The sequence below is a fragment of the Bradyrhizobium roseum genome, assembly GCF_030413175.1.
GTDB classification, from domain to species: Bacteria; Pseudomonadota; Alphaproteobacteria; order Rhizobiales; family Xanthobacteraceae; genus Bradyrhizobium; species Bradyrhizobium roseum.
Window position 1 is genome coordinate 5,754,439 of record NZ_CP129212.1, and the last position, 26,135, is coordinate 5,780,573.

Sequence of the window (26,135 nt, forward strand, 5' to 3'; positions counted from 1 at the left end):
AAACAGGGACTGGAGGAAACACGATGCGCAGGATTTTTGCGGGCGTTGTGACGCTGCTCGGAGTGGCCGGACTTTGTTCGATGGCGGAGGCGCAAACCCTGAAGATGATGAAGTCGCTCGACGCCCCGCATTACGACGGCCAGCGCACCACGTGGTCGCCGACGTCTGACATCGTCAACATGTTCCAGGACACGCTGGTTGCGATGGATTGGGATGGCAAGACGGCGATCCCCTATCTTGCAAAGTCGTGGACGATCAGCGAGGACGGCAAGACCTATGTCTTCAAGCTGCGCGACGATGTGCAGTTCTGCAGCGGCAAAAAGTTCACCGCCGCCGACGTCCTCTATTCCTTCAAGCGGCTGACCAGCGCCGAACTCAAGGCGCCGCTGGCCTGGCGCGCCGGCAACATCAAGGAATTGCGCGCGCCCGATCCCTACACCGTCGAATATGAACTCAACGAGCCGTTCTCCGATCTGCTGCTCCAGCTCACGATGTTCACGACCGCGATCCACAATCAGGAAAGCGTCGAAGCGCTCGGCAAGGACTACGGCATCAAGGGAATCGACGGCACCGGGCCGTGGTGTTTCGAAAGCTGGCAGCCGCGCACCGAAATCGTGCTGAAGCGGCACGACGCCTATAAATGGGGCCCCTCGATGTACCAGAACAAAGGCCCGGTCAAATTCGAGAAACTCAGCATCAAGATCGTGCCGGAAGATTCCAGCCGCGTCGCCGCCATGCTCGGCGGACAGTTCGACGTCACCCACCAGATTCCGCTGGCCTTCATCCAGCAGGTCAAGGCCGCGCCGAATCTGACCGTCCAGGAGGCGCTGCCCAACTTCCAGCTGATGTATTACGGCTACAAGACGACGCGGCCGATGGTGGCCGATGCCCGCGTCCGCGAGGCGATGAACATCGCGATCAACCGGGCGGATATTGTCAAGGGTATCATGCTGGGCAACGCCGAGCCGGCTTACACCTTCATCGATCCCAAGGCGCTCGATTTTGCTGCCTCGACCAAGGGCATCATCAAGGAGGACGTCGAACGCGCCAAGAAGCTGCTCGACGAGGCCGGCTGGAAGGTCGGCAGCGACGGCATCCGCGAGAAGGACGGCATCAAGCTCGCGCCGCGCGTGCTGTACACCCAGGTCGCCTATTTCCCGCGCGTGTCCGAGGCCATTCAAGGCTACATGCGCAAGATCGGCATCGACTGGAAGATCGTCGGCTTCGACTCCACGATCGCGCCCGCCGAAATGGGCAAGCAGGATTACGAGCTGTGGACCGTGACCTTCCCCTACATCTCCGCGGGCGATCTGCTCAACTTCTATTTCGACTCCAAGAACATGCCGGCGCCCAACCGCATGAACTGGAATGACGCCAAGACCGACGAGTACCTGAAGATGGGCCGCGCCTCGCTGACGGAAGCCGATCGCGCCAAATATTACGCCCTGGCGCAGCAACGCGTCACCGAGGAGCATCTGTGGATGCCGGTGATGAACATCGCGATGTACACGACCAGCCTCAAGAAGCTGAAGGGCGTCCGGCCGCACATGCTCTATCAAAACACGTTCTACAAAGGCCTGGATTATTCGTTCTGATGGACAACCTTCTGGAGGTTCGTGGCCTGAAAACCCATTTCGCGACGGATCGCGGCCTGTTCCGCGCCGTCGACGGCATCAGCTTCAACGTGCCGCGCGGCCGCACCATCGGCCTCGTCGGCGAGTCTGGCTGCGGCAAGAGCGTGACGTCGCTGTCGGTGATGGGGCTGGTCGCCTCGCCCGGCAAGGTCGAGGCCGAGGCGGTCATGTTCGGCGATCGCGACGTGCTGAAGCTGTCGGCCGACGAGCGCCGCCGGCTGCGCGGCAGCAAGATGTCGATGATATTTCAGGAGCCGATGACCTCGCTCAACCCGGTCCACACCGTAGGCCAGCAGATCATCGAGGCGATCCTGGCCCACAGCGCGATGACGCCAAAGGCCGCACGGGAGCGCGCGATCGAAATGCTGGAGCTGGTGCGGATACCTTCCGCCGCGCAGCGCATCGATGACTTCCCGCACAACATGTCCGGCGGCATGCGCCAGCGCGTGATGATCGCGATGGCGCTGTCCTGCGAGCCGGCGCTGTTGATCGCCGACGAGCCGACCACCGCGCTCGACGTCACCATCCAGGCCCAGATCCTCGACCTGCTCGGCGATCTGCAGCAACGGCTCGGCATGGCGATCCTGATCATCACGCATGATCTCGGCGTCATTGCCGAGGTCGCCGACCAGGTGCTGGTGATGTATGCCGGCCGCATCGTCGAAAGCGCCGACGTCAACGACCTGTTCGCCGATCCGCAGCATCCCTACACGATCGGCCTGCTCGGCTCGATCCCGCGCATCGATGTCGACCGCGCGCGCCTTGCCACCATCGAGGGCATGGTCCCCAGCCCGAACAACCAGCCGGCGGGCTGTCGCTTCGCGCCGCGCTGTCCGTTTGCAGACCGGCGCTGCGTGACCGAGCCGCCGCCGCTGCGCGACATCGCGCCGGGTCATCAGGTGGCGTGCTGGAAGGCGCCGGTCGAGGTGATGTCATGATCGCAGTATCGGGCGAGGCTCCGGTCCTCGAGGTCAACGGCCTCGTCAAGCATTTCGGCGTCACCCGCGGGCTGATCAACCGCAAGGTGATCGGTCTCGTGCGCGCCGTCGAGGATGTCAGCTTCGAGATCGCGCGCGGCGAAACGCTGGCGCTGGTTGGCGAGTCCGGCTGCGGCAAGTCCACGACCGGCCGCCTGATCCTGCGCCTGATGGACCCGACGGCGGGCTCGGTGCGCTTCAAGGGCCAGGAGATCGCCAACCTCGACAAGGACGAACTGCGCCGGATGCGCCGGCACATGCAGATCATCTTTCAGGACCCGTACGCCTCGCTCAACCCGCGCATGACCGTCGGCGAGATTCTCGACGAGCCGCTGCGCGTTCACGAGATCGGCGACGCCGCCTCGCGCGCCGTGCGCGGGCGGGAGCTGCTGCAGATCGTCGGTCTCTCCCCCGAACATGCCCGGCGCTATCCGCACCAGTTCTCCGGCGGGCAGCGCCAGCGCATCGGCATCGCCCGGGCGCTTGCCGTCAACCCCGACCTGATCGTCTGCGACGAGCCGGTGTCGGCGCTCGACGTCTCGATCCAGGCCCAGATCGTCAACCTGCTGCAGAACCTGCAGCAGCGGTTTGGCCTGTCTTATCTGTTCATCGCGCATGATCTCGCCGTCGTAAAACACATCAGCGACCGCGTCGCGGTGATGTATCTCGGCAAGCTGGTCGAGATCGCCGACAAGAAGACGCTCTACGACCGCCCGCTGCATCCCTACACCCAGGCGCTGCTGGCCGCGATCCCCAAACCCGATCCGGCCCTGCGCACCAAGCGCGTCATGCTGCAGGGCGACGTGCCGAGCCCGATCAAGCCGCCGTCCGGCTGCCGCTTCCACACCCGCTGCCCGCACGCGCAGGCCCGCTGCTCAGCCGAAGAACCAAAGCTGCGCGAGGCGGCGCCCGGTCATCGCGTGGCCTGTCACTTCTTCGAAACGCTGCCGGTGCCGACCATTCTGGCGCGGTCGGGCATGGCGAACGGCAAGTTTGCCGCGCGGCTGGCGGCGTTCGAGGCGGCCAAGCAGGCACGGGCACCGGGCTGAATTGGGCCGACTCAAAACTGCGAAAACAACCCCATGCACAGTAGCAAATAGGTATTATAACACCTCAATTGACGTGCTCGATCGCCCGTATCGCGCCGCGGAGTTCGGCGAGGCCGCGGAGACGGCCGATGGCGGTGTAGCCGGGGTTGGTGCGCTTGGTGGCGGCGAGGTCGTCGAGCATGCGGTGGCCGTGATCGGGGCGGAACACGATCTGCTCGGCCGATGAGCGCTTTCGGTTCTCCGCGAGCAACGCCTTGAGCACCGCGATCATGTCGACGTCGCCGTCGAGATGATCGGACTCGAAGAACGACAGCGTATCGCCTTCCCGCTTGGTGGCGCGCAGATGCGCAAATGCAATGCGCGGCGCAAAGCGCCTGGCCATCGCGGGCAGATCGTTTTGCGGGCGCACGCCGAGCGAGCCGGTGCAGAAGCAGATGCCGTTGGCCTTCGACGGCACGGCGTCGAACAGCGCCTGATAATCCTCCGCCGAGGAGGCAATGCGCGGCAGGCCGAACAGCGGCCGCGGCGGGTCATCCGGATGCAGCGTCAGCGTCACGCCGAGCGCCTCGGCGACCGGCGTCACGCGCGCCAGGAACTCGCTGAGATGCTTGCGCAGCACGCTGGAATCGATGCCGCGATATTGCTGCAGGCGGTCGCGGAATTGCGGGATGGTCAGGGGATCGGTGGTGGAGCCCGGCAGCGCGCTGGCGATGTTGGTGACGAGGACGTCGATATCGGCCTGCGTCATCTTCGAGAACACTTCCTGCGCGCGCTGCCGCGCGGCTTCGGAATATTCGGCCGGCGCCTCGGGGCGCTGCAGAATGTGCAGGTCGAACGCCGCGAACCGCTCATGGTCGAAGCGCATGGCCTTGGCGCCGTTCGGCAATTCCCATTCGAGATCGGTGCGGCACCAGTCGACGACCGGCATAAAATTGTAGCAGATGATCTTGATGCCGGACGCGGCCACCGCCTCCAGGCTCGCGATCCACGCCTCGATCGAACGCGTCGCGCCGCCGCCGAGCCGTTTGACGTCGTCGGGCACCGGAATCGATTCCACCACCGACCAGGTTAACGGCGAACGGCCGGGCTGGCCGTTCTCGATCAAATTCTTGCGCTCCTCGACGGCGGCGCGGGTCCATGCCTCGCCGATCGGCACCTGGTGCAGCGCCGTCACGACGTCGGTGGCGCCGGCCTGGCGGATATCGTCGAGCGACACGGGATCATTGGGCCCGTACCACCGCCATCCCTGCAACATCATCGACGCCCTCCCCTTGCCATCACGCCGTCAGCACGACCTTGACGCTTTGCGAACGGTCGAGTGCCAGCCGCACCGCATCGGGCGCGACCGACAGCGGGCGCTGCGCCGTCACCAACGAGAGCACGTCGACGCTGCCGTCGGCGATCAGGTCGACGGCGGTAAAGAACTCGTTGCCGAAGCGGAATGAGCCGCGCAGGTCGATCTCCTTGGCCATGACCGCATTGGCCGGCACGGAAATCTGCCCACCCGGCAAATTGCCGACCTGGACCACGACACCGCCGCGCCTGACCACGCCAATCGCGCTGGCGAGGCCGGCGGCCGTGCCCGAAACTTCAAAGGCGACATCGAACGGCTTTGCAGCCGCCTCCGCCTTCAACGCCTCCTCACCGCCGGAGATGTCGAAAACATCGGTGGCGCCGAGCTTCTTGGCGAACGCCAGCGGCGCCGCCGCGATATCGACGACGGTGCTTTCGGCGATCCCGGCGCGCTGCGCCGCCAGCATCGTCAGCAGGCCGATCGGACCAGCGCCGAACAAAACGGCGCGCTTGCCGGTGACGTCGCCGGCGCGGGCGACCGCATGCAGGCAGACCGCCAGCGGTTCAGCGAGCGCCGCCGCCTGATAGGTCACATGGTCGGGGATCTTCACGCATTGCGCCGGAATGGCGTCGAAGTACGACGCAAAGCCGCCCTGCATGTGCGGGGTTTTCGAGGCCGAGCCCATAAAGAAGATGTTTTCGCAAAGATTGGGTCGGTTCTCCCGGCAGGGCTTGCAGTGGCCGCACCAGCGCGACGGATTGAGCGCGACGCGGTCGCCGACCTTCAGGCCGGCTGCAGAGCCGGCAATCTCGGCTACCTCGCCTGCGATTTCGTGCCCGAGCACGAGCGGTGACGTCACGACGAAATCGCCGGTGCGGGCGTGGCGGTAGTAATGCATGTCGGAGCCGCAGATGCCACCGGCGCCGAAGCGAATCCGCACCATGCCTGACGCGAGCGGATCGAGCGGCCGCTCCACCATGCGCAGGTCTTCCGGGCCGTACAGCGTTGCAGCCAAAGCCATCGATGTCATTTTGAAAGCCCCATATATTTCGGCAGCCAGAGCGTCAGTTCGGGAATGTAGGTGATGGCGACCAGCGCCAGCAGCAGTGGCACCAGCCACGGCAGGATCGCCATCGTCGTGCGCTCGACGGAGAGTTTGGCCACCCGCGCCAGCACGAACAGCACCATGCCGAGTGGCGGATGCAGCAGGCCGATCATCAGGTTGAGCGTCATGATCAGGCCGAAGTGAATCGGGTCGATCCCGAGTTTCAGGACGATCGGCAGCAGGATCGGCACCAGAATCGTAATCGCGGCGATGGTGTCGATGAAGCAGCCGACGAACAGGATCAGGATGTTGGCCAGCAGCAGGAACACCCACTTGTTCTGGGTGATCCCGAGCATGACGTCGGTCAGCGTCTGCGCCGCCTGTGACACCGTCAACAGCCAGGCAAAGATCGAGGCCGCGGTGACGATGAACAGCACCGAGGCCGTGGTCTCGATGGTGTCGAAGGTCGCCTTCGCCACCGTCTGCAGCGTCATCGAGCGGTAACGGACCAGCCCGAGGAACAGCGACCAGATCACGGCGGCGACCGCGGCTTCCGTCGGCGTGAACCAGCCGAGCGTCATGCCGCCGATCAGGATGACCGGCGCCATCAGCGCCATCACGGCGGAGAAATCAAAGTACCAGTCGAGCGCCAGCAGCGCGACGAGGCCGATGCCGACCGCCATGTTCACCGACATGCCGCCGACGACCATCAGCCAGACCACCAGCGGAAACGCCAGCACGATGAAGATTTCGAGCGCCGCCGAGCCGAGCTGCGGCCAGGAAAACGGCGCGTCGCTGCCCCAGCCGTTCTTGTGGGCGAAGTAGGCCACCGTCGCCATCATGGCCAGGGTCATGACCACGCCGGGAATGAGGCCGCCGAGGAATAGCGCGCCGATCGAGACGTTCGCCATCATGCCGTAGATCACGAACGGCAGCGACGGCGGGATGATCGGGCCGAGCGTGGCGGAGGCCGCGGTGACGCCGACGGCGAACTCGGTGGAGTAGCCGTGGTCCTTCATCGCCTTAATTTCGATGGTGCCGAGGCCCGCGGCGTCGGCAATCGCCGTGCCGGACATGCCGGAAAAGATCACGGAGCCCACGATATTGACGTGGCCGAGGCCACCGCGCATCCAGCCCACCAGCGCGACCGCGAACTTGTAGATGCGGCCCGTCACGCCCGCGATGTTCATCAGATTGCCGGCCAGGATGAAGAACGGCACGGCGAGCAGCGGAAAGCTCTCGACGCCCGCGATCATGCGCTGCGCCAGCGTCACATCGGGCGTGATGCCGGTGACCAGAATGTACACCAGAGACGAAACCGCCATCGATAGCGCGACCGGCAGGCCGAGCAGCATCAGCAGCAGAAATCCCCCAAGCAACAATAACATCAGCTCAACCTTCCGTGCCGTCGAACGCACCGGGGCGTTCCAGGATCGAGTAGCCCCGCCGCCAGTTCTCGACCGCGATCTGGATCGAGCGGGCAAACATCAGCGCGAAGCCGAGCAGCACGGCATAATAGACAAAGCCCTTTTGAAACTTGATCGTCGTCATCCGCTCGTCGCCGATGATCTGGATGAACTGCCAGACCAGCTTGATCGCGTAGCCGAAGAACGCGATCCGGATCAGGTCGATCACTGTCGACAGCACCCGCGCAGGGGTTTGCGAGAGATAGCGGTAGATCAGGTCGACCTGGATGTGCCGCGACAACCGCACGCACATCGCAGATCCGATGAACACCACGCCGATCAGGCAATAGGTCGCAATCTCCTCGGTCCAGGCGTAGCTGTCGTTGAGGACATAGCGGGTGAAGAACTGCAGGAACACGCACAGCGCCATGATCCAGAAGATCGCCAGCGCGAGCCAGTCTTCCGCGGCGTACTGGCTGAGATCGGCGACCTTGGGGACTTCGTCCTCAAAGGTGTGCGCGATCTCGTCCGCCGTGATCTGCTTGTGAACTTCGACCGACATGCGCTTATTCCCCAACTCGCAGCGCGTGATTGAATCCGTCATTCCGGGGCGATGCGTAAGCATCGAACCCGGAATGACGGCGGATAGTTACTTCACCGCCTGGATGCGTTCCCAGTCGGCCTTGCGATAGTCAAAACTCTCGAAGGTCACGTTCTTGAGCACGGTGTCGCGGAACTCGTCCTTGTTGACCTCGGTCACGGTGAGGCCCTTCTGCTTGAAGAAGTCGACCAGCTTGCCTTCGTTGGCCTTGATCTCGGCAGTGGCCTTGGCGGCCGCTTCCTGCGCGACGTCGGTGAAGATCTTGCGGTCTTCCTCGGACAGCTTCTTCCACAGCGCGCTGGACACCACCGTGTTGAGGTGATCGACGATGTGGCCGGTCAGCACGATGTGCTTCTGCACCTCGAAGAACTTCTTGGCCTCGATGGTGGTGAGCGGGTTTTCCTGGGCTTCCACGGTGCCGTTCTGCAAGGCGAGATACACTTCGGCGAACGCAATCGGCGCGGTGTTGGCGCCGCAGGCGCGCGGCATCGCCAGATAGGCCGGCACGTCGGGCACGCGGATCTTGAGCCCCTTCATGTCGGCGCAGGTCTTGATCGGCTTGTTCGAGGAGGTGTGGCGGACGCCGTAATAGGTCACCGCCAGGATGCGATGGCCGGTCTTGTCCTCGTAGCCCTTGGCGAGTTCCTTGAAGACGTCGCTCTTGGTGTAGGCCAGCAGGTGATCGGCGTCGCGGAAGGTGTAGGGATAATAGGTCACGCCGATCGGCGGAAAGCTCTTGGCCGCAAAGCTCGAGCCGGAAATGATCATGTCGACGGAGCCGAGCGAAAGCCCCTGGTTGATGTCGGTTTCCTTGCCCAGCTGCGACGCCGGATAGACGTCGATCGCATAGCGCCCATTGGTGCGCTTGCCGATCTCGCCCGCGGCCCAGACGGAAGCGGTGTGGAACGGCTCCGAGGTTTCGTAGACGTGGGCCCATTTGAGCTTGGTCTGCGCCATGCCTGAACTGGTCGCCGCCAGCAACGCCGCGGCAGATACCGCAAACGCAATCGTCAATTTCTTCAACATTGGAATTCCTCCTTGCTGCAATTTTCTTGTGTTACCCAACCGGGACGGCATTGCGCCGGCCCGTTCGAATTCTTGTGGCTCAACCATTTCTTTCGCGAACGCGGGGGGCGGTTGAGGCTTCGGTTCCGAAATTCTGTGCAAATCGCGCCTGCGAACAGGCCAGATGCTCGCGCATCGAAAGGCGCGCGGCGTCGGGATCATGCGAAGCGATGGCGTCGCGGATCGCGCGATGCTCGGCCAGCGCCGCGTTCCAGGACTGCGGGTTTTCGAAATAGTGCGCGAGCTTGGCGAAGTAGGGATTGAGCCGCTGGTCGAACAATTCGCCGACCACGCGGACCAGCACGGCATTGTCGAGACAAGCGGCCACCGCGACGTGAAACGCGCGGTCGTGGACCATCGAGGCTTCGCCGGGATGCTGCACCGTCGCCATCGCCTCGACGGAGGCATCGATGCGCGCAATGTCTTCCGGCGTCGCGACCCGCGCAGCCTGCTCGGCAATCGCGCCCTCCATGAACTCTCGGGCGCGCAGCAATTCGAACGGGCCTTCGATCTCGGCGGCCGGCAAGGACAGCGCGTGCGCCGCCGGTTCGCTGACGTAGATCCCGGAGCCGACGCGAATGCGCACCCTGCCCTCGACTTCGAGCGCGATCAGCGCTTCGCGCACGGTCGGGCGCGATACTTTCAACTGCTCGGCCAGATCGCGCTCGGTCGGGAGACGGCTGCCCACGCGGTATTCGCCGCTGTCGATCAAGGCGCGGAGCTGATCGGCAACCTGGCGATAAAGACGTCGCGCTTCCACGGCTTCGAGCGGCACGCCCGGCTTCTCCCTGACGATCCCCTCGAGGAGATCGCTTTTTTCTTGCTTTGATCGGGCTGGGGCCAATAAATCGGAATATTGGCCTTACCAATTGACCAACGATTTGATGGATTGGGCGCCCCATGTCAAGCAAAACACCGAAAAATCGCGCATCCGGTTCGCAAGACAGCGATTTCCGTCTGTCGATGGCCAACCTCGACCGGCTGCCCGCTGGCGTCCGCCGTCCGGCCTATGACCGGACGCAGGTCACGGCGGGCATCGTTCACCTCGGTATCGGCGCCTTCCACCGGGCGCACCAGGCGGTGGTGCTGGATGATCTTCTGGCTGATGGCGCCACCGAGTGGGGAATCGTCGGGGCCAGTCTGCGCAGTCCGGCGACGCGTGATGCCCTCGCCCCGCAGGACTGCCTTTATACGACAGCCATTCGTTCCGGCGCAGGCACCGATCACCGGATCATCGGCTCGGTGCTCGCCTGCGAAGTCGCCAGCGAGAATCCGGCGGCCCTGATCGCGCGCATGGCAGATCCGGCCACGCGGATCGTTTCGCTCACGGTCACCGAAAAGGGCTACTGCCACACGCCGCAAACCGGCGACCTCGACGAACGCCATCCCGACATCGTCCACGATCTGCAGAATCCGGATACGCCGCGCTCGGCCATCGGGTTTCTCGTGGCCGCGCTCGCGCAACGAAAGGCGGCGGGCACCGCCCCCTTCACCGTGCTGTCATGCGACAATCTTTCCGCGAACGGCCGCACGGTGCGGCGGATCGCGACGCAGTTCGGTAGCCTTCGTTCGCGCGATCTCGCCACATGGATCGAAGCCGAAGTGGCCTTCCCGTCCACCATGGTGGACCGAATCGTGCCGGAGACCACCGACATCGACCGATCCGAGATTTCGTCCGCGCTCGGCATGATTGACGCGTGGCCGGTGGTGACGGAGCCGTTCACACAGTGGATCGTCGAAGAGCGCTTTTCGGCGGGACGGCCGGATTTCGCGGCGGCGGGCGTGCAAATGGTTTCGGATGTGACGCCGTTCGAACACATGAAACTGCGGCTGCTCAACGCCAGCCATTCGACGCTGGCCTATCTCGGCTACCTCGCCGGCCATGAGACCATTGCTTCTACCATGACCGACAGCCGCTTCGCAGCGCTGGCGCGGCAGATCATGGATGACGCGGCGCCAACGCTCACGATGCCCGGTGGCACTGATTTGGCGGCCTATGGCGCGTCGCTGCTGCAGCGCTTTGCCAACCCCGCTCTGCATCACCGCACCTGGCAGATCGCGATGGACGGCTCGCAGAAACTGCCGCAGCGGCTGCTTGCCACCATGGCGGACCGGCTGCGGCTTGGGCTTCCGATCGACACCCATGCGCTCGCGGTCGCGGGCTGGATGCGCTATATCACCGGCAAGGATGAACAGGCACGCGCCATCGATGTGCGCGATCCGCTCGCCGGGGAATTGCTGGGAATTGCCGAGCGTGCCGGCCCGGTCGCGGAGCGACTTGCGCCGGCGCTACTGGAGGTACGATCCATTTTCGGCGCGCTCGGCGGCGATCCGCGCGTGCGTGCGGCGGTTACAGAAGCGCTGACGAAGCTTTATGCGCTGGGGGCACGGCAGACGGTGCAGACGTTTCAGGTGAAGTGAAGCGATTTTAGATCATGCTAGTCTAGAGCGCGACGGAGGTGCGCAGAGAAGCGACGCACCCGGCATCCGTTAGCGACACGCTGCCTTCCTTGCTTATCCTCCCCTGGAGGGGTCCGAGACGAGCGAAGCTCGCTCGTGGATCGGTTCGCATGCAATGCGAACCGAGGTGGGGTGACAGCCTCTCCACGCATTCTCTGCTGGCTGGATAACGCTGTCTCCACGTCTAACAGAGCATGCGTGGAGAGTCTGTCACCCCGCCCCGTCTCACATTGCGCTGCGCTCCATGTGAGCCGACCCGCCCCCTCAAGGGGCGGGTGAAAATCAGCGCGGCACCACCGCCGTCGCTTCGATCTCGACGCGTGCCGCCTTCTCCACCAGCCGCACCACCTGCACCAGCGCCATGGCCGGATAATGCGCGCCAAAAATCTCGCGGTAGATGCGGCCGAGCTCTTTCAGGTTCGCGAGATATTCCTCGATATCGACGACATACCAGGTCAGGCGCACGAGATGCTCAGGCCGGGCGCCACCCTCGGCGAGGATATCGGCGATGTTGCGCAGCGTCTGGCGCACTTGGCCGATGAAATCGGGCGCGAGGTTTTCCTGCGTGTCCCAGCCGATCACGCCGCCGGTCACGACAAGGTGGCCATCGGCGGCCATGCCGTTGGCATACCCTTTCGGCATTGGCCAGCCGCTCGGCTGCAGCACGCGCGGGCCGGACGACGAGGGGGCGGTCTTGGGATCAGGCACCACGCTCAGCGCGGGGCCCTTGGGAGCGGTCACCGGCATTCTCCATCGGTTCAAATCATTCGGCAGCGATGCCGGGCGCAGACCCGCCCACCGCCATCTGCCTCAGCGCGAAGCGCCGCAGCTTACCGGTTTCGGTCTTCGGCAGTTGCGCGACAAATTCGATCGCACGCGGATATTTATAGGGTGCGATGGTCTGCTTGACGTGGTCCTGCAGCACCTGCATCAGCGCGGCGTCGCCCTTGGCGCCGCCCGCCAGAACCACATAGGCCTTGACGATCATGCCGCGCGCCTCGTCGGGCGAGCCGACGACGCCGCATTCGGCGACAACGGGGTGCGATAACAATGCTGCCTCGACCTCCGGGCCCGCAATGTTGTAGCCGGAGGAAACGATCATGTCGTCCGAGCGGGCGACAAAGGACAGCCGGCCATCGGCGTCGCGAACGAAGGAGTCGCCGGTCAGGTTCCAGCCGTCGCGCACATAGTTCGATTGCCTTTTATCCGCGAGATAGCGGCATCCGGTCGGCCCGCGCACCGCGAGCTTGCCGACGGTGCCATCGGGCAATTCGTTCATGTCGTCGTCGACGATCTTTGCTTCATAGCCGGAGACCGGGCGACCCGTCGTGCCCGCGGCGGCATCGCCGGTGCGGTTGGTGATGAAGATGTGCAGCAGTTCGGTAGAACCGATGCCGTCCAGAATCGTCTTGCCGGTCTTCTGCGTCCAGCTTTCGAACACCGGCGCCGGCAGGGTTTCGCCGGCGGAAACGGCCAGCCGCAGCGACGACAGATCGGCGCCCTTGTCCATCGCGGCCATCATCGCGCGATAGGCGGTCGGCGAGGTGAAGCAGATCGTCGCCTTGTAGGTCTCGATGATCTTGACCATTTCGGGCGGCGACGCGTTTTCCAAAAGCGTCGCGGTGGCACCGAATCGCAGCGGGAAGATCGCGAGTCCGCCGAGCCCGAACGTGAAAGCGAGCGGCGGCGAGCCGACGAAGACATCGTCCTCGGTGACGTTGAGGACTTCCCTGGCATAGCCGTCCGCGACGATCATGAGGTCGCGGTGGAAATGCATCGTCGCCTTGGGTTCGCCCGTGGTGCCGGAGGTAAACCCGAGCAAGGCGACGTCATCCCGCCCGGTCTTCACGGCGTTGAACTTCACCGGCTTGTTCAGCGCCACGCGGTCGAGTTCGGCGTCATGATTGGACGTGCCGTCGAAATTCACCACCTGCTTGAGGAAACGGCTGGTCTTGGCGCAGGCCACCAGTTCGTCGGCGATGCGGCTGTCGGTCAGCGCCAGCGCGATCTCGGCCTTGTCGACGATTTTTGTCAGCTCGCCGGCGCGCAGCATCGGCATGGTGTTGACCACGACGGCGCCTGCCTTGGTGGCGGCGAGCCAGGCCGCGACCAGCGCCGGGTTGTTGCCGGACCGGATCAGGACCCGGTTGCCCGGCTTGACGCCGTAATCCTCCACCAGCGCATGCGCCAGGCGGTTGGACCAGTCGGCCAGTTCCTTGTAGGTGCGCTGGCGGCCGTTGCCGATCAATGCGATGCGGTCGCCAAAACCCTTCTCGACGATGCGGTCGGTCAGTTCGACCGCGGCATTGAGATATTCGGGGTAGTTGAACTCGGGCCTGTCGAGCCGCAGGTCCGGCCATTGCTCCGGCGGCGGCAGGTTTCGCCGCGCGAAATCATCGACATGGCCCGACGGGCCAAGAGATTGGCCTGTGTTTTGACTGGGAGTTTGACCTGACATTCTCTTCTCCCCTCGCTTTCCACGATGAAAGGCTCGAGATCAATATCGAGGACGCCCGGCAAGCCGTCTTGGGAAATCATTTTAGGCTTAAAGTATTTTTCCGCAAGGGCGGAATCGCCGCCTTTCGCCACCGCCCGGGAGGACCCCGGCGGCGGGGAACCTGGTCCCCGGGAGCTCATGCTCCGCTGCATGGTTCGAGACGCCCGCCTTGCGGGCTCCTCACCATGCGGATCCTGGATCTTGCCGCAAAAAAGGACCTCATCCCGAGGAGCCCGCATCGCGGGCGTCTCGAAGGATGGCCGCAACACGGCTGCCGAAGGACTACGCGTTGGCTTCGGGCGGCAGAAAATCCACCTCGTGCTGGGCGGAAATCCGGACCACCTCTTCGGGGTCGGTCAGATTGTGCAGCTGATTGAACAGCGCTTCGAGCTTCTGCATCGGCGACACCCAGAACAGCGCCCGCGCCGGCTTGTCCGACTTGTTGAAATAGCCGTGCGGAATGCCGCGCGGCAGGCGCACCAGATCGCCGGCCTTGGCCTGCACCCAGACGCCGTCCAGTTTGAGGTCGAGCACGCCTTCCTGCACCAGGATGAATTCATCCTGCGTCGGGTGAACATGTACCGGCACGAACTGGCCGGGCTCGCTGTTGGTCTCGAACGCAAAGGTGGAATCGGTCACGGCCTTTGGATAATAGGCCTGGCCGAGGATGTTCCAGCTCTTGCCGGCGTACCCGGTGCCGCTGGCGGTGATGCCTTTCTCAAGCGCTGCCATATCGTCCTCTCCTCTGTTGCTGTGGTTAGACCTGGCGTCCGGCGAGTTGCTTCAGCCGCAGCGTCATCGACGAATTTGCGTCGGCGAGCGGTGCGATGGCCGTGAAATGATTGGCGCCGGCAATGGTCGCAAATCGCGTCGCGATGCTGGCGGCCTGCCAAGCATCCACAATGGTGCGGCTCTGGCGAAGATATTCGGCGCTCTCATTGCCGCCGACCACCGCATCCAGCGTGCCTCGCGACGGCGGTGGCCAGAACAAAGGGCTCACGGCTTCTGCCGATGCATCATCAAGCTTCAACGCCGTGTTGATCGATGTCGTAACCAGCGGACGCAGATCGAACAGGCCGGAAATGGCGTAGGCCGCGGTGACAAGATCCACCGGCAATGATGCATCGAAGGCGCGCCAATCCGTGGCCAGCATGCAGGCCGCGAGATGGGCCCCCGCGGAATGGCCGCTGACGACCAGCGGCCGTCCGTGCTTTGCCAGCGCCCGCATGGCGGCGCGCATCTCGTCGATGATATCGGCGATCGACACCGCGGGGCACAGATCGTAGCTCGGCACAGCGACATCGATGCCATGGGCATTCAGCCCGGCGGCAAGGTGGCTGAAGAACGAACCGTCCAGCGCCTGCCAATAGCCGCCATGGATGAAGACGACGATCGGGCCGTCACCGTCGCCGGAAAACAGATCGATGCGCTGACGCTCGCCCGCGCCGTAAGCGATCACTTTCAGTGGGTGGGTCGCGCGATAGGCCGCCGCGTCGCGCGACCAGCCGGCGATGATCGCCGGATTCTCCGGCACCCGCGCGCGGTTATTGTATTCGACCTCGTAATCCACACTCGCGCTCAACGGACCACCCTCCCGGCTTCAGCCCGTCCGCGCCTTGGCGGATCTTTGCGCCGACGCCTTGGTCTTGGCCAAAAGGCGCATGAGATCGCGAACGTCCTTTGGCGTCAGGTCGCCGAACACATCGGCAATCCATAATTCGTGCTCCGCGGCCATCTTGCGGAATTCGGCGCGGCCGGCCTTGGTCAGACGGATCACCTGCACGCGGCGGTCGGCATCCGAGGTGCGGCGGTCGAGATGGCCGGATTCGACGAGCCGCTCGACCAGCCCCGTCACGTTGCCGTTCGACACCATCATACGCTTGGAGACATCCGACAGCGTCATGCCGTCAGGCACCTTGTCGAGCTGGGCCATCAGGTCGAAGCGCGGCAGCGTGACGTCAAAGCGCTCGCGCAACCGGCTGCGCACCTCGCCCTCGATCAGGGTGGTGCAGGTCAGGAGGCGCAGCCACAGCCTGAGTTCGTCGCCATGATGTTCGGGGAGTTCGACCGCCTTGGTCTCTGAATCGAGGATCATGATGCCATTCTGTCCGGCCCGGGCGTCCGGCGATCCGGACTGCGCACAGCATGAACGATCATTGCCCAGATTTCTTTAGGTTTCAAGTAATTGGCGCATGGCTTGCATGGACGCGTTTGGCTTGCAGGTGCTGTCGTCGTCAGAATAAGCTGCAATCCGGGCACTTTGCATGGCGTGGATTTTCGGCGGTCACAGCCGATTGGAGGAATAGTTATGAAGCAGTCTTTGACGTTGACGGGGCTGATGCTGACCGGACTTGCCGTCATGCCGGGCGTGGCCGCGGTGCCGGCCGCAGCGCAAGAGAAAATCAAGATCGGCATTATCACGACGCTATCGGGTCCTGCGGCCGTGCTCGGCCAGCAATCGCGCGACGGCTTTCAGCTTGCGGTCAAGGACCTCGGCGGCAAGATGGGCGGCAAGGATGTCGAGGTCGTCGTGGTCGACGACGAACTCAAGCCCGACGGCGCCGTGACCAAGGCAAAAGGCCTGCTCGAACGCGAGAAGGTCGACTTCGTGGTCGGACCGATTTTCTCCAACATCCTGCAGGCGATTCACCGCCCGGTGACCGAGAACAAGACGTTTCTGATCAGCCCGAATGCGGGGCCATCGAGCTACGCCGGCAAGGAGTGCAACCCGTTCTTCTACGTGACCTCCTACCAGAACGACCAGGTTCACGAGATCCTCGGCAAGGTCGCGCAGGATCGCGGCTACAAGCGGATGTATGTGCTGGTGCCGAACTATCAGGCCGGCAAGGATTCCGCGGCCGGATTCAAGCTCGACTACAAGGGCGAGATCGCGGAGGAAAGCTACACGCCGCTCGGCACGCTGGATTTCCAGGTCGAGCTGACAAAAATCTCTTCGTCCAAGGTCGACGCGCTGTTCACCTTCATGCCGGGCGGCATGGGCGTCGGTCTCGTCAAGCAATATCGCCAGGCTGGTCTCGCCGACAAGATCCCGGTGCTGTCGGCTTTCACGGTCGATGAATCCACCCTGCCCGCGCAGCAGGACGCCGCCGTGGGCATGTTCGGCGGCGCCAACTGGGCGCCCGATATGGACAATCCGCAGAGCAAGAAATTCGTCGCCAGCTATGAGGCCGCCTACAACAGCGTGCCCGGCACCTACGCCATGCAGGGCTATGACACGGCGCTGTTGATCGACAGCGCGGTGAAGGCGGTGAAGGGCGACCTCAAGAACAAGGACGCGGTGTCGGCGGCGCTGAAGAAGGCCGAGTTCACCTCGCTGCGCGGCGACTTCAAGTTCAACACCAACGGCTATCCGATCCAGAACTTCTATCTGACCAAGGTGGCAAAACGCGCCGACGGCAAATTCCAGACCGAGATCGTCGAAAAGGTGTTTTCGAACTATGGCGACCGCTACGCCAAGGATTGCGCGCCGGCGAAATAATAATCGAGAGGGAACGAGAACGATGAAAACCGAAATCGCCGGCATCACCCGCGCCAATGAAGGCATGCAGGGAATTTCCTGGAGCATCCTCGGCCAGACCTATGTGCCGAAGAACGTCACCGAGCATTCCTTCTCATGGCATGCGACGTTCCCGCCCGAGACGTTCGTGCCGCCGCACATCCATCCGGACCAGGACGAATATCTCTACATCCTGGAAGGCCAGCTCGATTTTTTCCTCGACGGCGCCGAGACACAGGCCACGCCGGGCGACCTGGTGCGGCTGCCGATGGGCAAGCCGCACGGCATCTTCAACAAGTCCGGCCGCACCGCCAAGACGCTGTTCTGGGTGTCGCCGACGCGCCGGCTCTACGATCTGTTCTGGGCGATCCACAACATGAAGGAGCAGACGCCGGACGCGGTGGTGGCACTCGCCGCCGAGCACAACATCCACTTCCTGCCGCCGCCGCCCGGGGCGTGAAGGATTCAAGTTTCTCGTCATGGCCGGGCTTGTCCCGGCCATGACGGCGATTGTTGCCTCTACGCCCGCACCGCCGCCAGCCCGAGCGCCGGGGCGGCAAATCCCGCCTTGGACGCATAGCCGCGCACGATCGCTTCGCGCTGGGCGTGGCTCAGCACTTTTTCGATATCGCTAAATCCATCCGGCGCGAGCTGCTCGACCGCGTCGATCACGCCCTCGGGGCCGCCGCGGCGGTTGGAGCGCACGATCTCCGCCGTCATCGGCAGGCGCTTCTTCTCATAGGCGACCAGCGCCTGGCGCGGGTGCTCGGCGCGCGCCAGCTCATCGGCCAATGCCCGCGCATCGAGGATCGCCTGCGACGCGCCGTTGGAGCCGACCGGGTACATCGGATGCGCGGCGTCGCCGAGCAGCGTCGCCCGGCCCCAGGTCCAGTACGGCAGCGGATCGCGGTCGCAGCAGGGATACTCGTAGAATTCCGGCGTCGCCGAAATAAGACTGCGGACGTCGACATGGGGCAGCGAGAACCGCTCGACATGCGGCATCAGTTCCTCGCGCTTGCCGGGCCGCGACCAGTCCTCGCGGCGCGGCGGCGGCGTATGGCCGTCGCCGATCCGGACCAGCACCGCCCAATTGGTCAACCGGCTCACCGGGCTTGATCCTTCCGCGATCGGATAGACCACCACCTTGGCGTTCAGCCCGCCGGCCACGATCATCGAACGGCCGGTCAGGAATGCCGGCCAGTCGCGCGCGCCGCGCCACAGCATCAGGCCGTTCCAGCACGGCGGGCCCTCGTCCGGAAACAGCATCTCGCGCACCCGCGAATGGATGCCGTCGGCGCCGATCAGGATGTCGCCGCGCGCGGTTTTTGTATGCGCACCCGTGCGGTCGAAGAAGTGCGCGACCACGCCGCCCTCATGCTGCGCGAACGTGCCGAGCCGGCAGCCGGTGTGGATCGCCTCGGGCCCCAGCCGTTCCTCGACGGCGCGATGGATCACGCTCTGCAGGCGGCCGCGATGCACCGAGAATTGCGGCACGTCGTGGCCGGCATCGAGCCCGCGCGGCTCGCGCCAGACTTCCTGGCCGTGGCGGTTGAGGTAATACAGCACGTCGGTGCGAACGGCGGCGGCGTCCAGCCGGTCCAGCAGCCCAAGCCCGGCGAGTTCGCGGATCGCATGCGGCAGCGTGTTGATGCCGACGCCGAGTTCGCGGATGGTGTCGGCCTGCTCGAACAATTCGCAATCGATGCCCCGCGCGCGCAACATCAGCGCGGTGGTGAGGCCGCCGATGCCGCCTCCGACGATGATTGCCTTCATCCGCGTTACTCCACTCGACCGGTCGCCGTTTCTCAACCTCGCCCCGCTTGCGGGGAGAGGTCGGAATTTGCGCGTAGCGCGAATTCCGGGTGAGGGGGTACAGGCCTATCAACGAACCGCAGAATTCGCGGAGAGCGCCCCTCACCCCGACCCTCTCCCCGCAAGAGCGGGGCGAGGGAGAAGAAGCAAGCCTGCCATCCGGGCTATTCGGCTGCAAGCGGCTTTGTCGCCTCGGCTTTCAGCTCGGCGCGGGTTTTCGGCTTACCCTTAATTTTGAGGTCCTCGAAATCCTGCCGGTCGCGCACGCTGTTGCGGAAGATCTGCTCCTTGCCGGGCAGATATTGCGGCGGACAGGCGATATCGGCGCCGTACCAGGCGGCCGCCCGCATCGTAAAGGACGGGTCGACCAGGTGCGGCCGGCCCAGCGCCACCAGGTCGGCGCGGCCGGCGGCCAGAATGGTATTGACCTGATCGGCGGACGTGATGTTGCCGACACACATGGTGGCAACCCGGGCTTCGTTCCGGACCTGATCCGAGAACGGGGTCTGGAACATGCGGCCATAGATCGGCTGCGCATCGCGCACGGTCTGTCCGGTCGAAACATCGACCAGGTCGACGCCGGCGTCGCCGAACGCGCGCGCGATCGCCACCGCGTCGTCGCCGGTGATGCCACCGGCGGCCCAGTCGGTGGCGGAGATGCGGACCGACATCGGCTTGTGCGCGGGCCATGCCGCGCGGATCGCCGCGAACACCTCCAGCGGATAGCGCAGGCGATTTTCCAGCGAACCGCCATAGTCGTCGGTGCGCGCGTTGGTCAGCGGCGAGATGAAACTCGCCAGCAGATAGCCGTGGGCGCAGTGCAGCTCCAGCATGTCGAAGCCGCAGGCGTCGCCGCGCAAGGCAGAGGCCACGAACTCCTGCTTGACGCCATCCATCGCCGCACGATCCATCTCGCGCGGCACCTGGCTGTCGGGAAAGTAAGGCAATGGCGACGCCGAGATCGTGTCCCAGCCGCCCTGCTCCAGCGGCCGGTCCATGCCGTCCCACATCAGCTTGGTCGCGCCCTTGCGGCCGGCATGCCCGAGCTGCAGGCAGATCTTTGCCGCCGAATTGGCGTGGACGAAATCCACGATCCGTGTCCATGCGGCCTGCTGCTCATCGTTCCACAGGCCGGCGCAGCCGGGGGTGATGCGGGCGTCGCGGCCGACACAGGTCATCTCGGTGAAAATCAAGCCGGCGCCGCCGATCGCGCGCGAGCCGTAATGCACCAGATGGAAATCGCCGGGCACGCCTTCCTGCGCGGAATACATGCACATCGGCGAGACGACCGCGCGGTTGGCGACCTGCATGTCGCGCAGTTTCAGCGGCTGGAACATCGGCGCCACGGGCTTGTCGATGTCGACATCGAAGCCCTTGCCGCGAACCTGCATTGCGAACGCCTTGTCGACCTCGCGAACGAACTCCGGCGCGCGCAGCGTCAAATTGTCATAGGTGATCGCCTTGGCGCGGGTCATGACGCCAAACGCGAACTGCACGGGATCGAAATCCCAGAAGCGATCGACATGCTCGAACCAGACCAGCGATACGTCGGCGGCGTGCTGGATCTTCTCGACCTCCTCGCGCCGGCCGTGCTCGTAGGCCTGCAAGGCGGCCTCGACGGTCGGCGCCTGCGCCATCGCATCGACCAGCGCAATCGCGTCTTCCATCGCGAGCTTGGTGCCGGAGCCGATCGAGAAATGCGCGGTCGCCTTGGCGTCGCCGAGCAGCACCATGTTGTCCTTGACCCAGCGCTGGCTGCGGATCATCGGAAAATTGCGCCACATCGAACGGTTGGTCAGCAGCGGATAACCGTCGAGGAATTTGCCGAAGATCTGCGACATGCGGTCAGCGGATTGGCGTTCGTCCAATCCCTCGAGGCCGGCGCGCTTGAAGGTCTCGGCGTCGGTCTCGAAGATCCAGGTCGAGTGGCCCATCTCGTACTGATAGGCGTGGGCGATGAAGGGGCCCCACTCGGTCTCCTCGAAGATGAACGTGAAGGCGTCGAGCGGCTTGGTCGACCCCATCCAGGCGAACTTGTTGGAGCGCAGGTCGATTTCGGGCCGAAAGTGCCCGATGTATTTGTCGCGGAAACGGCTGTTGATGCCGTCGGCGAGGACGATCAGATCGGCATCGGCGAATTGCGCCTCGTCATCGACGTCGGCCTCGAACAGCAGCGTCACGCCAAGTTCGCGGGCACGCTCCTGCAAGATCAGCAGTAGCGTGCGGCGCGAGCAGCCGCAAAAGCCGTTGCCGCCGACGCGATGCACGGTGCCGCGGAAATGCACCGCGATGTCGTCCCAATAGGCGAACTCCTGCGTGATGCGGCGGTAGCTCGGCGGATCGTATTTCTCGAAATTGTCCAGCGTGGCGTCGGAGAACACCACACCGAAGCCAAACGTGTCGTCGGCGCGGTTGCGCTCATAGACCGTGATCTCGGCCTGCGGCCGCTGCTTCTTCAGGAGGATCGCGGCGTAGAGACCGGCCGGTCCGCCGCCGATAATCGCGATCTTCATCTGCCGCCTCCGAAACAGGCTGTCGGAACGGGAATTACTTTAAGCCTAAAGTAATTTGGGAGCAAGGGGGTTGCTTGTCACATCCTCCGCCCTCATCCCGAGGAGCTTGCGCCGCAAGCGTCTCGAAGGATGGGCCACGGGCGAGATCGGGGCCGGCATGGTTCGAGACGGCGCCAACGCGCCTCCTGCCATGCGGGGACAACGCTCAATTCCCCTCAAATACCGGCGTCCGCTTGTTCGAGAACGCCTCGAAAGCGCGGCCGAAATCTTCCGTGGTCATGCACAGCGCCTGCGCCACGGCTTCGGCCTCGATCGCCTCTTCCACCGACATGGCCCATTCCATCGCCAGCATGCGCTTGGTCATGGTGTTGGCGAAAGTCGGACCTGCGGCAATCTGCGTGGCCAGGAGTTGCGCTTGCGCGAGCACCGTCTCCGGCGTGACGATGCGGCTGAAGAAGCCCCATTTCTCGCCCTCCTCCGCGGTCATGAAGCGGCCGGTGTAGAGCAGTTCCGAGGCCCGCGACTGGCCGATGATGCGCGGCAGGATCGCGCAGGCGCCCATGTCGCAGCCGGCGAGGCCGACCTTGTTGAACAGGAACGCGACCTTGGCGCCGGTGGCAGCCAGACGCAGGTCGGACGCCATCGCGACGATCGCGCCCGCGCCGGCGCAGATGCCTTCGACGGCCGCAACGATCGGCTGCGGGCACGCCCGCATCGCCTTCACGAGATCGCCGGTCATGCGGGTAAAGGCGGTCAGACCCTTGGTGTCCATCTGGATCAACGGGCCGATGATCTCGAACACGTCGCCGCCGGACGAAAAGTTTCCGCCCGCGCCGGTCACGACGATGGTCTTGACCTCGTCGTCCATCGCGCAGGCGCGGAAGAAATCGGTGAGTTCGCGGTAGCTGTCGAAGGTGAGCGGATTCTTCCGCTCGGGACGATTAAGCGTGACGGTGGCGACGCGATCGACCACGGCCAGCAGAAAGTGTTTCGGCGAATAGTCGGCCAGCGGCAGCGTGACGGGGTTGGCGGGCTTGCTCATAAAATCTCCCTGAATTGCGTTGTTGTCGTCGGCCGGTCAGACTTCGCCGCCGGCCACTGCGATGGCTTGTCCGGTGATCGAGACGGCGCCCTCGCCGCAGAGCCAGAGCACGGCATCGGCCACTTCCGACGGCGCGACGAGGCGCCCCTGCGGATTGTGCTTGGACAGTTCGGCGATGGCCTGCTCGCGGCTGCGGCCGGTCTTCTTGATGATGTTGTCGATCGAGCCTTCCAGCAAGTCGGTTTCGGTGAAACCGGGGCAGACGGCGTTGACGGTGACGCCGCTCTTTGCGGTTTCCAGCGCCAGCGAACGGACGAGGCCGATGACCGCATGTTTGGCGGCGCTATAGGCCGAGACATAGGCGTAGCCCTTGAGGCCAGCGGTGGACGCGACGGCGACGATGCGGCCGCGGCGGCGCTCGATCATCCCGGGCAGCACCGCCTGCGCGGCGTGGACCACGCCCATGAAATTGACGTCCATCATGCGCTGGAACAATGCCGCGTCGGAGCGGCCGAACGGCGCCGATTCCGCAGCACCCGCATTGGCGACGAGAATGTCGATCGGTTGCCGCGCGGCGGCTTCCGCGATGGCTGATGTCACCGAGGCCTGATCGGCGACGTCGGCGACGGCTGCGAACTGCGCGGCTCCGGAGGCCACCGCCGCGTCCAGCGTCGCGCGGTTGCGGCCGAGCACCGTGACCGTCGCACCGGCCTTCGAAAGCGCCGCCGCTACCGCCAGTCCAATGCCCCGCCCGCCGCCGGTAACGAGCGCATGGGAGGAACGCGACAAGGGGGACATCGGCCAAGCCTCCATAGTGGGGCTTCAGGATATATTTTAAACTTCAAGCTTTTGCAAGAAAGCGCCCTCGCTCGCGCAAGAAAAGCGTTGACCTTTCCCGGAGCAGCGTGACGGCTGCAATTGCGAACGGCTCCGCATGACGGTATGAACTTTGGCTCGCATGCTGGGTTAAACCTGTTTCACGGACCATGAGATAGGGAGATCGTCATGACGCAGAGACAAGCGGTGTTTCCTGCTGGAAGGCGAGCGCTGTACGAGAAATACAAGTACTCGGCGGCGATCCGATCGGGTGACCTCCTGTTCGTCTCGGGTCAAGTCGGCTCCCGCGAGGATGGCACGCCTGAGCCGGTGTTTGAGCGTCAGGTCGAGCTTGCCTTTGAAAACCTGAAGGCTGTGCTCGAAGCCGCGGGATGTACCCTCGCAGACGTCGTCGATGTCACGACGTTCCATACCGATCCCGAAGCACAGCTCGAAACGTTTCTGAAAGTCCGCGACAACCATCTCGGCGAACCGCCATATCCGAACATCACAGCCGTGGGAGTCAACTGGCTTGCCGGATTTGATTTTGAGATCAAGGTCATAGCACGCATCCCGAACGACGGCTGAAATGCTGGTGCGCAACGTTCGGAGAAGCGGAGTCCAGGCAGGTGCCGTCTTTGGCTGGTAAAAAGGGGATTTCGGTGCAGGACTTGGAGCGCAACAAGGCGAATGTGGTCGCCTTCTACCGGTTGATGTTCAACGAGTGCAAACCGGATCAGGCCGTCGAGCTGTATGTCGGTGATGACTATATTCAACACAATCCGCACGTCGCGACGGGAACGGACGGCTTCATCGCTTATTTCGAACGAATGGCGCGCGAATGGCCCGGCAAGCGAGTCGAGATAAAGCGGGCTATCGCCGAGGGCGAGTATGTCGTTCTTCACTGCTTCCAGCACTGGCCGGGCGATCATGACTACGCGGGGATCGATATCTTCCGGCTCGACGAACGAGGAAAGATCGTCGAGCATTGGGACGTCCTGCAGGTTATCCCGCAGCAGTCGGCCAACCCGAACGGCATGTTCTGATTTTTCCGCACCTTCGGCGCGGCAAAGCGAACCCAAGCGTGTAACCAACTCCAATTACGCACTACCGAGAGATGCCAGGCATGTCGCGTTTTACCTCGGCCCACTCTGCATGTCAGATGATCCCGCCTTGGCGAAGTGCGGCGATGGCATCTGCATTGTAGCCGAGATCGGCGAGCACTCGATCGGTATGCTCGCCGAGCGTCGGCGGGCGCGAGACGATCTCGCCCGGCGTTTCCGACAGCCGCACCGCGACGCGCGCGGTCGGCGCTGATTTCGGCAAGCCCGGATAGTCCACATCCTGCATGAAGCCGGCGGCGCGGATATGTGGATGGTCCAGCGCCTGTTGCGGGCTCAACACTGGACCAGCGGGGATCATCGCCTTGCCGAGCGTGTCGAGCGCTTCCTCCGTGGTGCGCTCGGCGCACCAGCGCGCCATGCGTTCGCTGATGACCGGGCCGTTGTTGCCGCGCTTGAGGTCGTCGGCGAACCGCGGATCCTGCAGCCAATGATCCTCACCCATCAGCTTGGCCCAGCGGATGAACAATGGGTGTCCGGTGACCTGGCACAGCACCCAGCCGTCTTTGGTGCGGTAGATATCGACGGGTGCCGCGGTCTGGCCGAGATTGCCGGTCGGCACCCGGTTGGCCGCGATCACCGCCTGCTCGATCAGGGCCGCGTTGGTGAAGGACAGCGCGGTCGCCAGCAGCGCGCCCTCGACGATCTGGCCGCGCCCGGATTTGCCGCGCTCCATCAGGGCGGCGAGCGTGCCGAACGCACAATGCAGCGCGGTGCCGAAATCGACCCAGTTCACCGCGGCGCGGTATGGCGGATCGCCCTTGCCGGTCATGTAGACCGCGCCCGACATCACCTGGCCGACGCCGTCGAAGCCGACGCGGTCCGACCACGGCCCCGGCCCGCCGAATGCGGTCGCGGTGGTCAGGATAATGTCCGGCTTGATCGCCTTCAGCGAGTCGTAATCGAGCTTCATCGCCCGCAGCGTCTGCGGCGGCAGATTGGCGACCACGACGTCGGCGGTCGCGATCAGCCGGCGCATCACCTCCTGCCCCTCCGGCTTCATCGGATCGAGCGTGATGCACTTCTTGTTGCGGTTGACCTGCAGGAACAGCGCGCCCTCGCCGCCTTCGCCGACGGGGGCGACAAAGCGATCCTCACTGCCGTCGCGCTTCTCGACGCGGATGACTTCCGCGCCGAATTCCGCCAGCAATGTCGCGCAATACGGCCCTGCGATATAGCGCCCGAAATCGAGGACGCGAACGCCCTCCAAAACTCCCCCCATCGATCATTTCCTTGTTCTTGGCTCGCCGGATCGGCCGAGGCATTCGTGTTGCTCAATGCACTGG

General features: G+C 64.2%; 24 protein-coding genes. 8 read left to right on the forward strand and 16 right to left on the reverse strand.

Annotated features, from left to right (window positions below; translation table 11 throughout):
- Window positions 1-23: 23 nt before the first annotated feature.
- The 3 genes from QUH67_RS27195 to QUH67_RS27205 are packed head-to-tail and all read left to right on the forward strand — an operon-like array spanning window position 24 to window position 3,660.
- On the forward strand, window positions 24-1,595 hold the full coding sequence (locus tag QUH67_RS27195) for an ABC transporter substrate-binding protein (protein ID WP_300942496.1): 1,572 nt from the start codon (window positions 24-26) through the stop codon (window positions 1,593-1,595).
- On the forward strand, window positions 1,595-2,572 hold the full coding sequence (locus QUH67_RS27200) for an ABC transporter ATP-binding protein (protein ID WP_300942497.1): 978 nt from the start codon (window positions 1,595-1,597) through the stop codon (window positions 2,570-2,572). Before QUH67_RS27195 ends, QUH67_RS27200 begins: the two co-directional genes overlap by 1 nt.
- Complete coding sequence (locus QUH67_RS27205) at window positions 2,569-3,660, forward strand: ABC transporter ATP-binding protein (RefSeq protein ID WP_300942498.1); 1,092 nt, start codon at window positions 2,569-2,571, stop codon at window positions 3,658-3,660. Before QUH67_RS27200 ends, QUH67_RS27205 begins: the two co-directional genes overlap by 4 nt.
- Before the next feature lie 64 nt (window positions 3,661-3,724).
- On the opposite strand, the gene uxuA is transcribed toward QUH67_RS27205, so the two are convergent.
- The 6 genes from uxuA to QUH67_RS27235 form a co-directional block, all read right to left on the reverse strand.
- On the reverse strand, window positions 3,725-4,915 hold the full coding sequence (gene uxuA, locus QUH67_RS27210; RefSeq protein WP_300948192.1) for a mannonate dehydratase: 1,191 nt from the start codon (window positions 4,913-4,915) through the stop codon (window positions 3,725-3,727).
- 22 nt (window positions 4,916-4,937) lie between these two features.
- Entirely contained in the window at window positions 4,938-5,984 is a 1,047-nt protein-coding gene (locus tag QUH67_RS27215) for an L-idonate 5-dehydrogenase (protein WP_300942500.1), read from the reverse strand.
- Entirely contained in the window at window positions 5,981-7,387 is a 1,407-nt protein-coding gene (locus QUH67_RS27220) for a TRAP transporter large permease (RefSeq protein ID WP_300942501.1), read from the reverse strand. Before QUH67_RS27220 ends, QUH67_RS27215 begins: the two co-directional genes overlap by 4 nt.
- Before the next feature lie 4 nt (window positions 7,388-7,391).
- The gene (locus tag QUH67_RS27225; protein ID WP_300942502.1) at window positions 7,392-7,967 is read right to left on the reverse strand and encodes a TRAP transporter small permease; all 576 of its coding nucleotides are present in this window, start codon (window positions 7,965-7,967) and stop codon (window positions 7,392-7,394) included.
- 87 nt (window positions 7,968-8,054) lie between these two features.
- Window positions 8,055-9,032 carry a sialic acid TRAP transporter substrate-binding protein SiaP gene (locus tag QUH67_RS27230; RefSeq protein WP_300942503.1) on the reverse strand — a complete coding sequence of 326 codons (978 nt, stop codon included), beginning with the start codon at window positions 9,030-9,032 and terminating at the stop codon, window positions 8,055-8,057.
- A gap of 79 nt (window positions 9,033-9,111) precedes the next feature.
- Window positions 9,112-9,846: a FadR/GntR family transcriptional regulator gene (locus QUH67_RS27235; RefSeq protein ID WP_300942505.1), complete on the reverse strand. Its 735-nt coding sequence runs from the start codon at window positions 9,844-9,846 to the stop codon at window positions 9,112-9,114.
- A gap of 125 nt (window positions 9,847-9,971) precedes the next feature.
- Here QUH67_RS27235 and QUH67_RS27240 point away from each other — a divergent pair, with 125 nt between their 5' ends.
- The gene (locus tag QUH67_RS27240) at window positions 9,972-11,492 is read left to right on the forward strand and encodes a mannitol dehydrogenase family protein (RefSeq protein ID WP_300942507.1); all 1,521 of its coding nucleotides are present in this window, start codon (window positions 9,972-9,974) and stop codon (window positions 11,490-11,492) included.
- 321 nt (window positions 11,493-11,813) lie between these two features.
- Here the strand turns inward: QUH67_RS27240 and QUH67_RS27245 are convergent, their stop codons facing one another.
- From QUH67_RS27245 to QUH67_RS27265, 5 genes are all read right to left on the reverse strand, one after another.
- Entirely contained in the window at window positions 11,814-12,278 is a 465-nt protein-coding gene (locus QUH67_RS27245) for a RidA family protein (protein ID WP_300942509.1), read from the reverse strand.
- Between the two features lie 16 nt (window positions 12,279-12,294).
- Complete coding sequence (locus QUH67_RS27250) at window positions 12,295-13,989, reverse strand: benzoate-CoA ligase family protein (protein WP_300942510.1); 1,695 nt, start codon at window positions 13,987-13,989, stop codon at window positions 12,295-12,297.
- Between the two features lie 321 nt (window positions 13,990-14,310).
- A complete protein-coding gene (locus tag QUH67_RS27255; protein WP_300942512.1) occupies window positions 14,311-14,760 on the reverse strand; it encodes a cupin domain-containing protein in 450 nt (149 codons plus the stop codon).
- A gap of 25 nt (window positions 14,761-14,785) precedes the next feature.
- Window positions 14,786-15,610 (reverse strand): alpha/beta hydrolase, encoded by an 825-nt coding sequence (locus QUH67_RS27260; protein ID WP_300942513.1) that lies wholly within the window; start codon window positions 15,608-15,610, stop codon window positions 14,786-14,788.
- An 18-nt stretch (window positions 15,611-15,628) separates the two neighbouring features.
- A complete protein-coding gene (locus tag QUH67_RS27265; RefSeq protein ID WP_300942514.1) occupies window positions 15,629-16,123 on the reverse strand; it encodes a MarR family winged helix-turn-helix transcriptional regulator in 495 nt (164 codons plus the stop codon).
- A gap of 243 nt (window positions 16,124-16,366) precedes the next feature.
- On the opposite strand from QUH67_RS27265, the gene QUH67_RS27270 reads away from it, so the two are divergent.
- Window positions 16,367-17,527: an ABC transporter substrate-binding protein gene (locus tag QUH67_RS27270; RefSeq protein WP_407080482.1), complete on the forward strand. Its 1,161-nt coding sequence runs from the start codon at window positions 16,367-16,369 to the stop codon at window positions 17,525-17,527.
- A gap of 22 nt (window positions 17,528-17,549) precedes the next feature.
- Window positions 17,550-18,005 carry a cupin domain-containing protein gene (locus QUH67_RS27275; RefSeq protein ID WP_300942516.1) on the forward strand — a complete coding sequence of 152 codons (456 nt, stop codon included), beginning with the start codon at window positions 17,550-17,552 and terminating at the stop codon, window positions 18,003-18,005.
- Window positions 18,006-18,064: 59 nt separating this feature from the next.
- Here the strand turns inward: QUH67_RS27275 and QUH67_RS27280 are convergent, their stop codons facing one another.
- The 4 genes from QUH67_RS27280 to QUH67_RS27295 form a co-directional block, all read right to left on the reverse strand.
- The gene (locus QUH67_RS27280; RefSeq protein WP_300942517.1) at window positions 18,065-19,318 is read right to left on the reverse strand and encodes a flavin-dependent oxidoreductase; all 1,254 of its coding nucleotides are present in this window, start codon (window positions 19,316-19,318) and stop codon (window positions 18,065-18,067) included.
- 203 nt (window positions 19,319-19,521) lie between these two features.
- Window positions 19,522-21,870, reverse strand: a complete 2,349-nt coding sequence (locus QUH67_RS27285) for a bifunctional salicylyl-CoA 5-hydroxylase/oxidoreductase (RefSeq protein ID WP_300942518.1) — start codon at window positions 21,868-21,870, stop codon at window positions 19,522-19,524.
- 205 nt (window positions 21,871-22,075) lie between these two features.
- The gene (locus QUH67_RS27290; protein ID WP_300942519.1) at window positions 22,076-22,912 is read right to left on the reverse strand and encodes an enoyl-CoA hydratase family protein; all 837 of its coding nucleotides are present in this window, start codon (window positions 22,910-22,912) and stop codon (window positions 22,076-22,078) included.
- A 36-nt stretch (window positions 22,913-22,948) separates the two neighbouring features.
- Window positions 22,949-23,710 carry an SDR family NAD(P)-dependent oxidoreductase gene (locus QUH67_RS27295; RefSeq protein ID WP_300942520.1) on the reverse strand — a complete coding sequence of 254 codons (762 nt, stop codon included), beginning with the start codon at window positions 23,708-23,710 and terminating at the stop codon, window positions 22,949-22,951.
- A gap of 207 nt (window positions 23,711-23,917) precedes the next feature.
- Between QUH67_RS27295 and QUH67_RS27300 the strand changes: the two genes are divergently transcribed.
- Both QUH67_RS27300 and QUH67_RS27305 read left to right on the forward strand, forming a co-directional pair.
- Window positions 23,918-24,316 carry a RidA family protein gene (locus tag QUH67_RS27300; protein WP_300942521.1) on the forward strand — a complete coding sequence of 133 codons (399 nt, stop codon included), beginning with the start codon at window positions 23,918-23,920 and terminating at the stop codon, window positions 24,314-24,316.
- A 74-nt stretch (window positions 24,317-24,390) separates the two neighbouring features.
- Window positions 24,391-24,774, forward strand: a complete 384-nt coding sequence (locus QUH67_RS27305; RefSeq protein ID WP_300948193.1) for a nuclear transport factor 2 family protein — start codon at window positions 24,391-24,393, stop codon at window positions 24,772-24,774.
- 112 nt (window positions 24,775-24,886) lie between these two features.
- On the opposite strand, the gene QUH67_RS27310 is transcribed toward QUH67_RS27305, so the two are convergent.
- Window positions 24,887-26,071: a CaiB/BaiF CoA transferase family protein gene (locus QUH67_RS27310; RefSeq protein ID WP_300942523.1), complete on the reverse strand. Its 1,185-nt coding sequence runs from the start codon at window positions 26,069-26,071 to the stop codon at window positions 24,887-24,889.
- Window positions 26,072-26,135 lie beyond the last annotated feature (64 nt).

What these genes read in the sequence shown, in the direction of transcription:
- QUH67_RS27195 (WP_300942496.1), top strand. Translation starts at nt 24, where the DNA reads ATGCGCAGGATTTTTGCGGGCGTTGTGACGCTGCTCGGAGTGGCCGGA.
- QUH67_RS27200 (WP_300942497.1), top strand. Translation starts at nt 1,595, where the DNA reads ATGGACAACCTTCTGGAGGTTCGTGGCCTGAAAACCCATTTCGCGACG.
- QUH67_RS27205 (WP_300942498.1), top strand. Translation starts at nt 2,569, where the DNA reads ATGATCGCAGTATCGGGCGAGGCTCCGGTCCTCGAGGTCAACGGCCTC.
- uxuA (WP_300948192.1), bottom strand. Translation starts at nt 4,915, where the DNA reads ATGTTGCAGGGATGGCGGTGGTACGGGCCCAATGATCCCGTGTCGCTC.
- QUH67_RS27215 (WP_300942500.1), bottom strand. Translation starts at nt 5,984, where the DNA reads ATGACATCGATGGCTTTGGCTGCAACGCTGTACGGCCCGGAAGACCTG.
- QUH67_RS27220 (WP_300942501.1), bottom strand. Translation starts at nt 7,387, where the DNA reads ATGTTATTGTTGCTTGGGGGATTTCTGCTGCTGATGCTGCTCGGCCTG.
- QUH67_RS27225 (WP_300942502.1), bottom strand. Translation starts at nt 7,967, where the DNA reads ATGTCGGTCGAAGTTCACAAGCAGATCACGGCGGACGAGATCGCGCAC.
- QUH67_RS27230 (WP_300942503.1), bottom strand. Translation starts at nt 9,032, where the DNA reads ATGTTGAAGAAATTGACGATTGCGTTTGCGGTATCTGCCGCGGCGTTG.
- QUH67_RS27240 (WP_300942507.1), top strand. Translation starts at nt 9,972, where the DNA reads ATGTCAAGCAAAACACCGAAAAATCGCGCATCCGGTTCGCAAGACAGC.
- QUH67_RS27245 (WP_300942509.1), bottom strand. Translation starts at nt 12,278, where the DNA reads ATGCCGGTGACCGCTCCCAAGGGCCCCGCGCTGAGCGTGGTGCCTGAT.
- QUH67_RS27250 (WP_300942510.1), bottom strand. Translation starts at nt 13,989, where the DNA reads ATGTCAGGTCAAACTCCCAGTCAAAACACAGGCCAATCTCTTGGCCCG.
- QUH67_RS27255 (WP_300942512.1), bottom strand. Translation starts at nt 14,760, where the DNA reads ATGGCAGCGCTTGAGAAAGGCATCACCGCCAGCGGCACCGGGTACGCC.
- QUH67_RS27265 (WP_300942514.1), bottom strand. Translation starts at nt 16,123, where the DNA reads ATGATCCTCGATTCAGAGACCAAGGCGGTCGAACTCCCCGAACATCAT.
- QUH67_RS27270 (WP_407080482.1), top strand. Translation starts at nt 16,367, where the DNA reads ATGCTGACCGGACTTGCCGTCATGCCGGGCGTGGCCGCGGTGCCGGCC.
- QUH67_RS27275 (WP_300942516.1), top strand. Translation starts at nt 17,550, where the DNA reads ATGAAAACCGAAATCGCCGGCATCACCCGCGCCAATGAAGGCATGCAG.
- QUH67_RS27280 (WP_300942517.1), bottom strand. Translation starts at nt 19,318, where the DNA reads ATGAAGGCAATCATCGTCGGAGGCGGCATCGGCGGCCTCACCACCGCG.
- QUH67_RS27285 (WP_300942518.1), bottom strand. Translation starts at nt 21,870, where the DNA reads ATGAAGATCGCGATTATCGGCGGCGGACCGGCCGGTCTCTACGCCGCG.
- QUH67_RS27290 (WP_300942519.1), bottom strand. Translation starts at nt 22,912, where the DNA reads ATGAGCAAGCCCGCCAACCCCGTCACGCTGCCGCTGGCCGACTATTCG.
- QUH67_RS27295 (WP_300942520.1), bottom strand. Translation starts at nt 23,710, where the DNA reads ATGTCCCCCTTGTCGCGTTCCTCCCATGCGCTCGTTACCGGCGGCGGG.
- QUH67_RS27300 (WP_300942521.1), top strand. Translation starts at nt 23,918, where the DNA reads ATGACGCAGAGACAAGCGGTGTTTCCTGCTGGAAGGCGAGCGCTGTAC.
- QUH67_RS27310 (WP_300942523.1), bottom strand. Translation starts at nt 26,071, where the DNA reads ATGGGGGGAGTTTTGGAGGGCGTTCGCGTCCTCGATTTCGGGCGCTAT.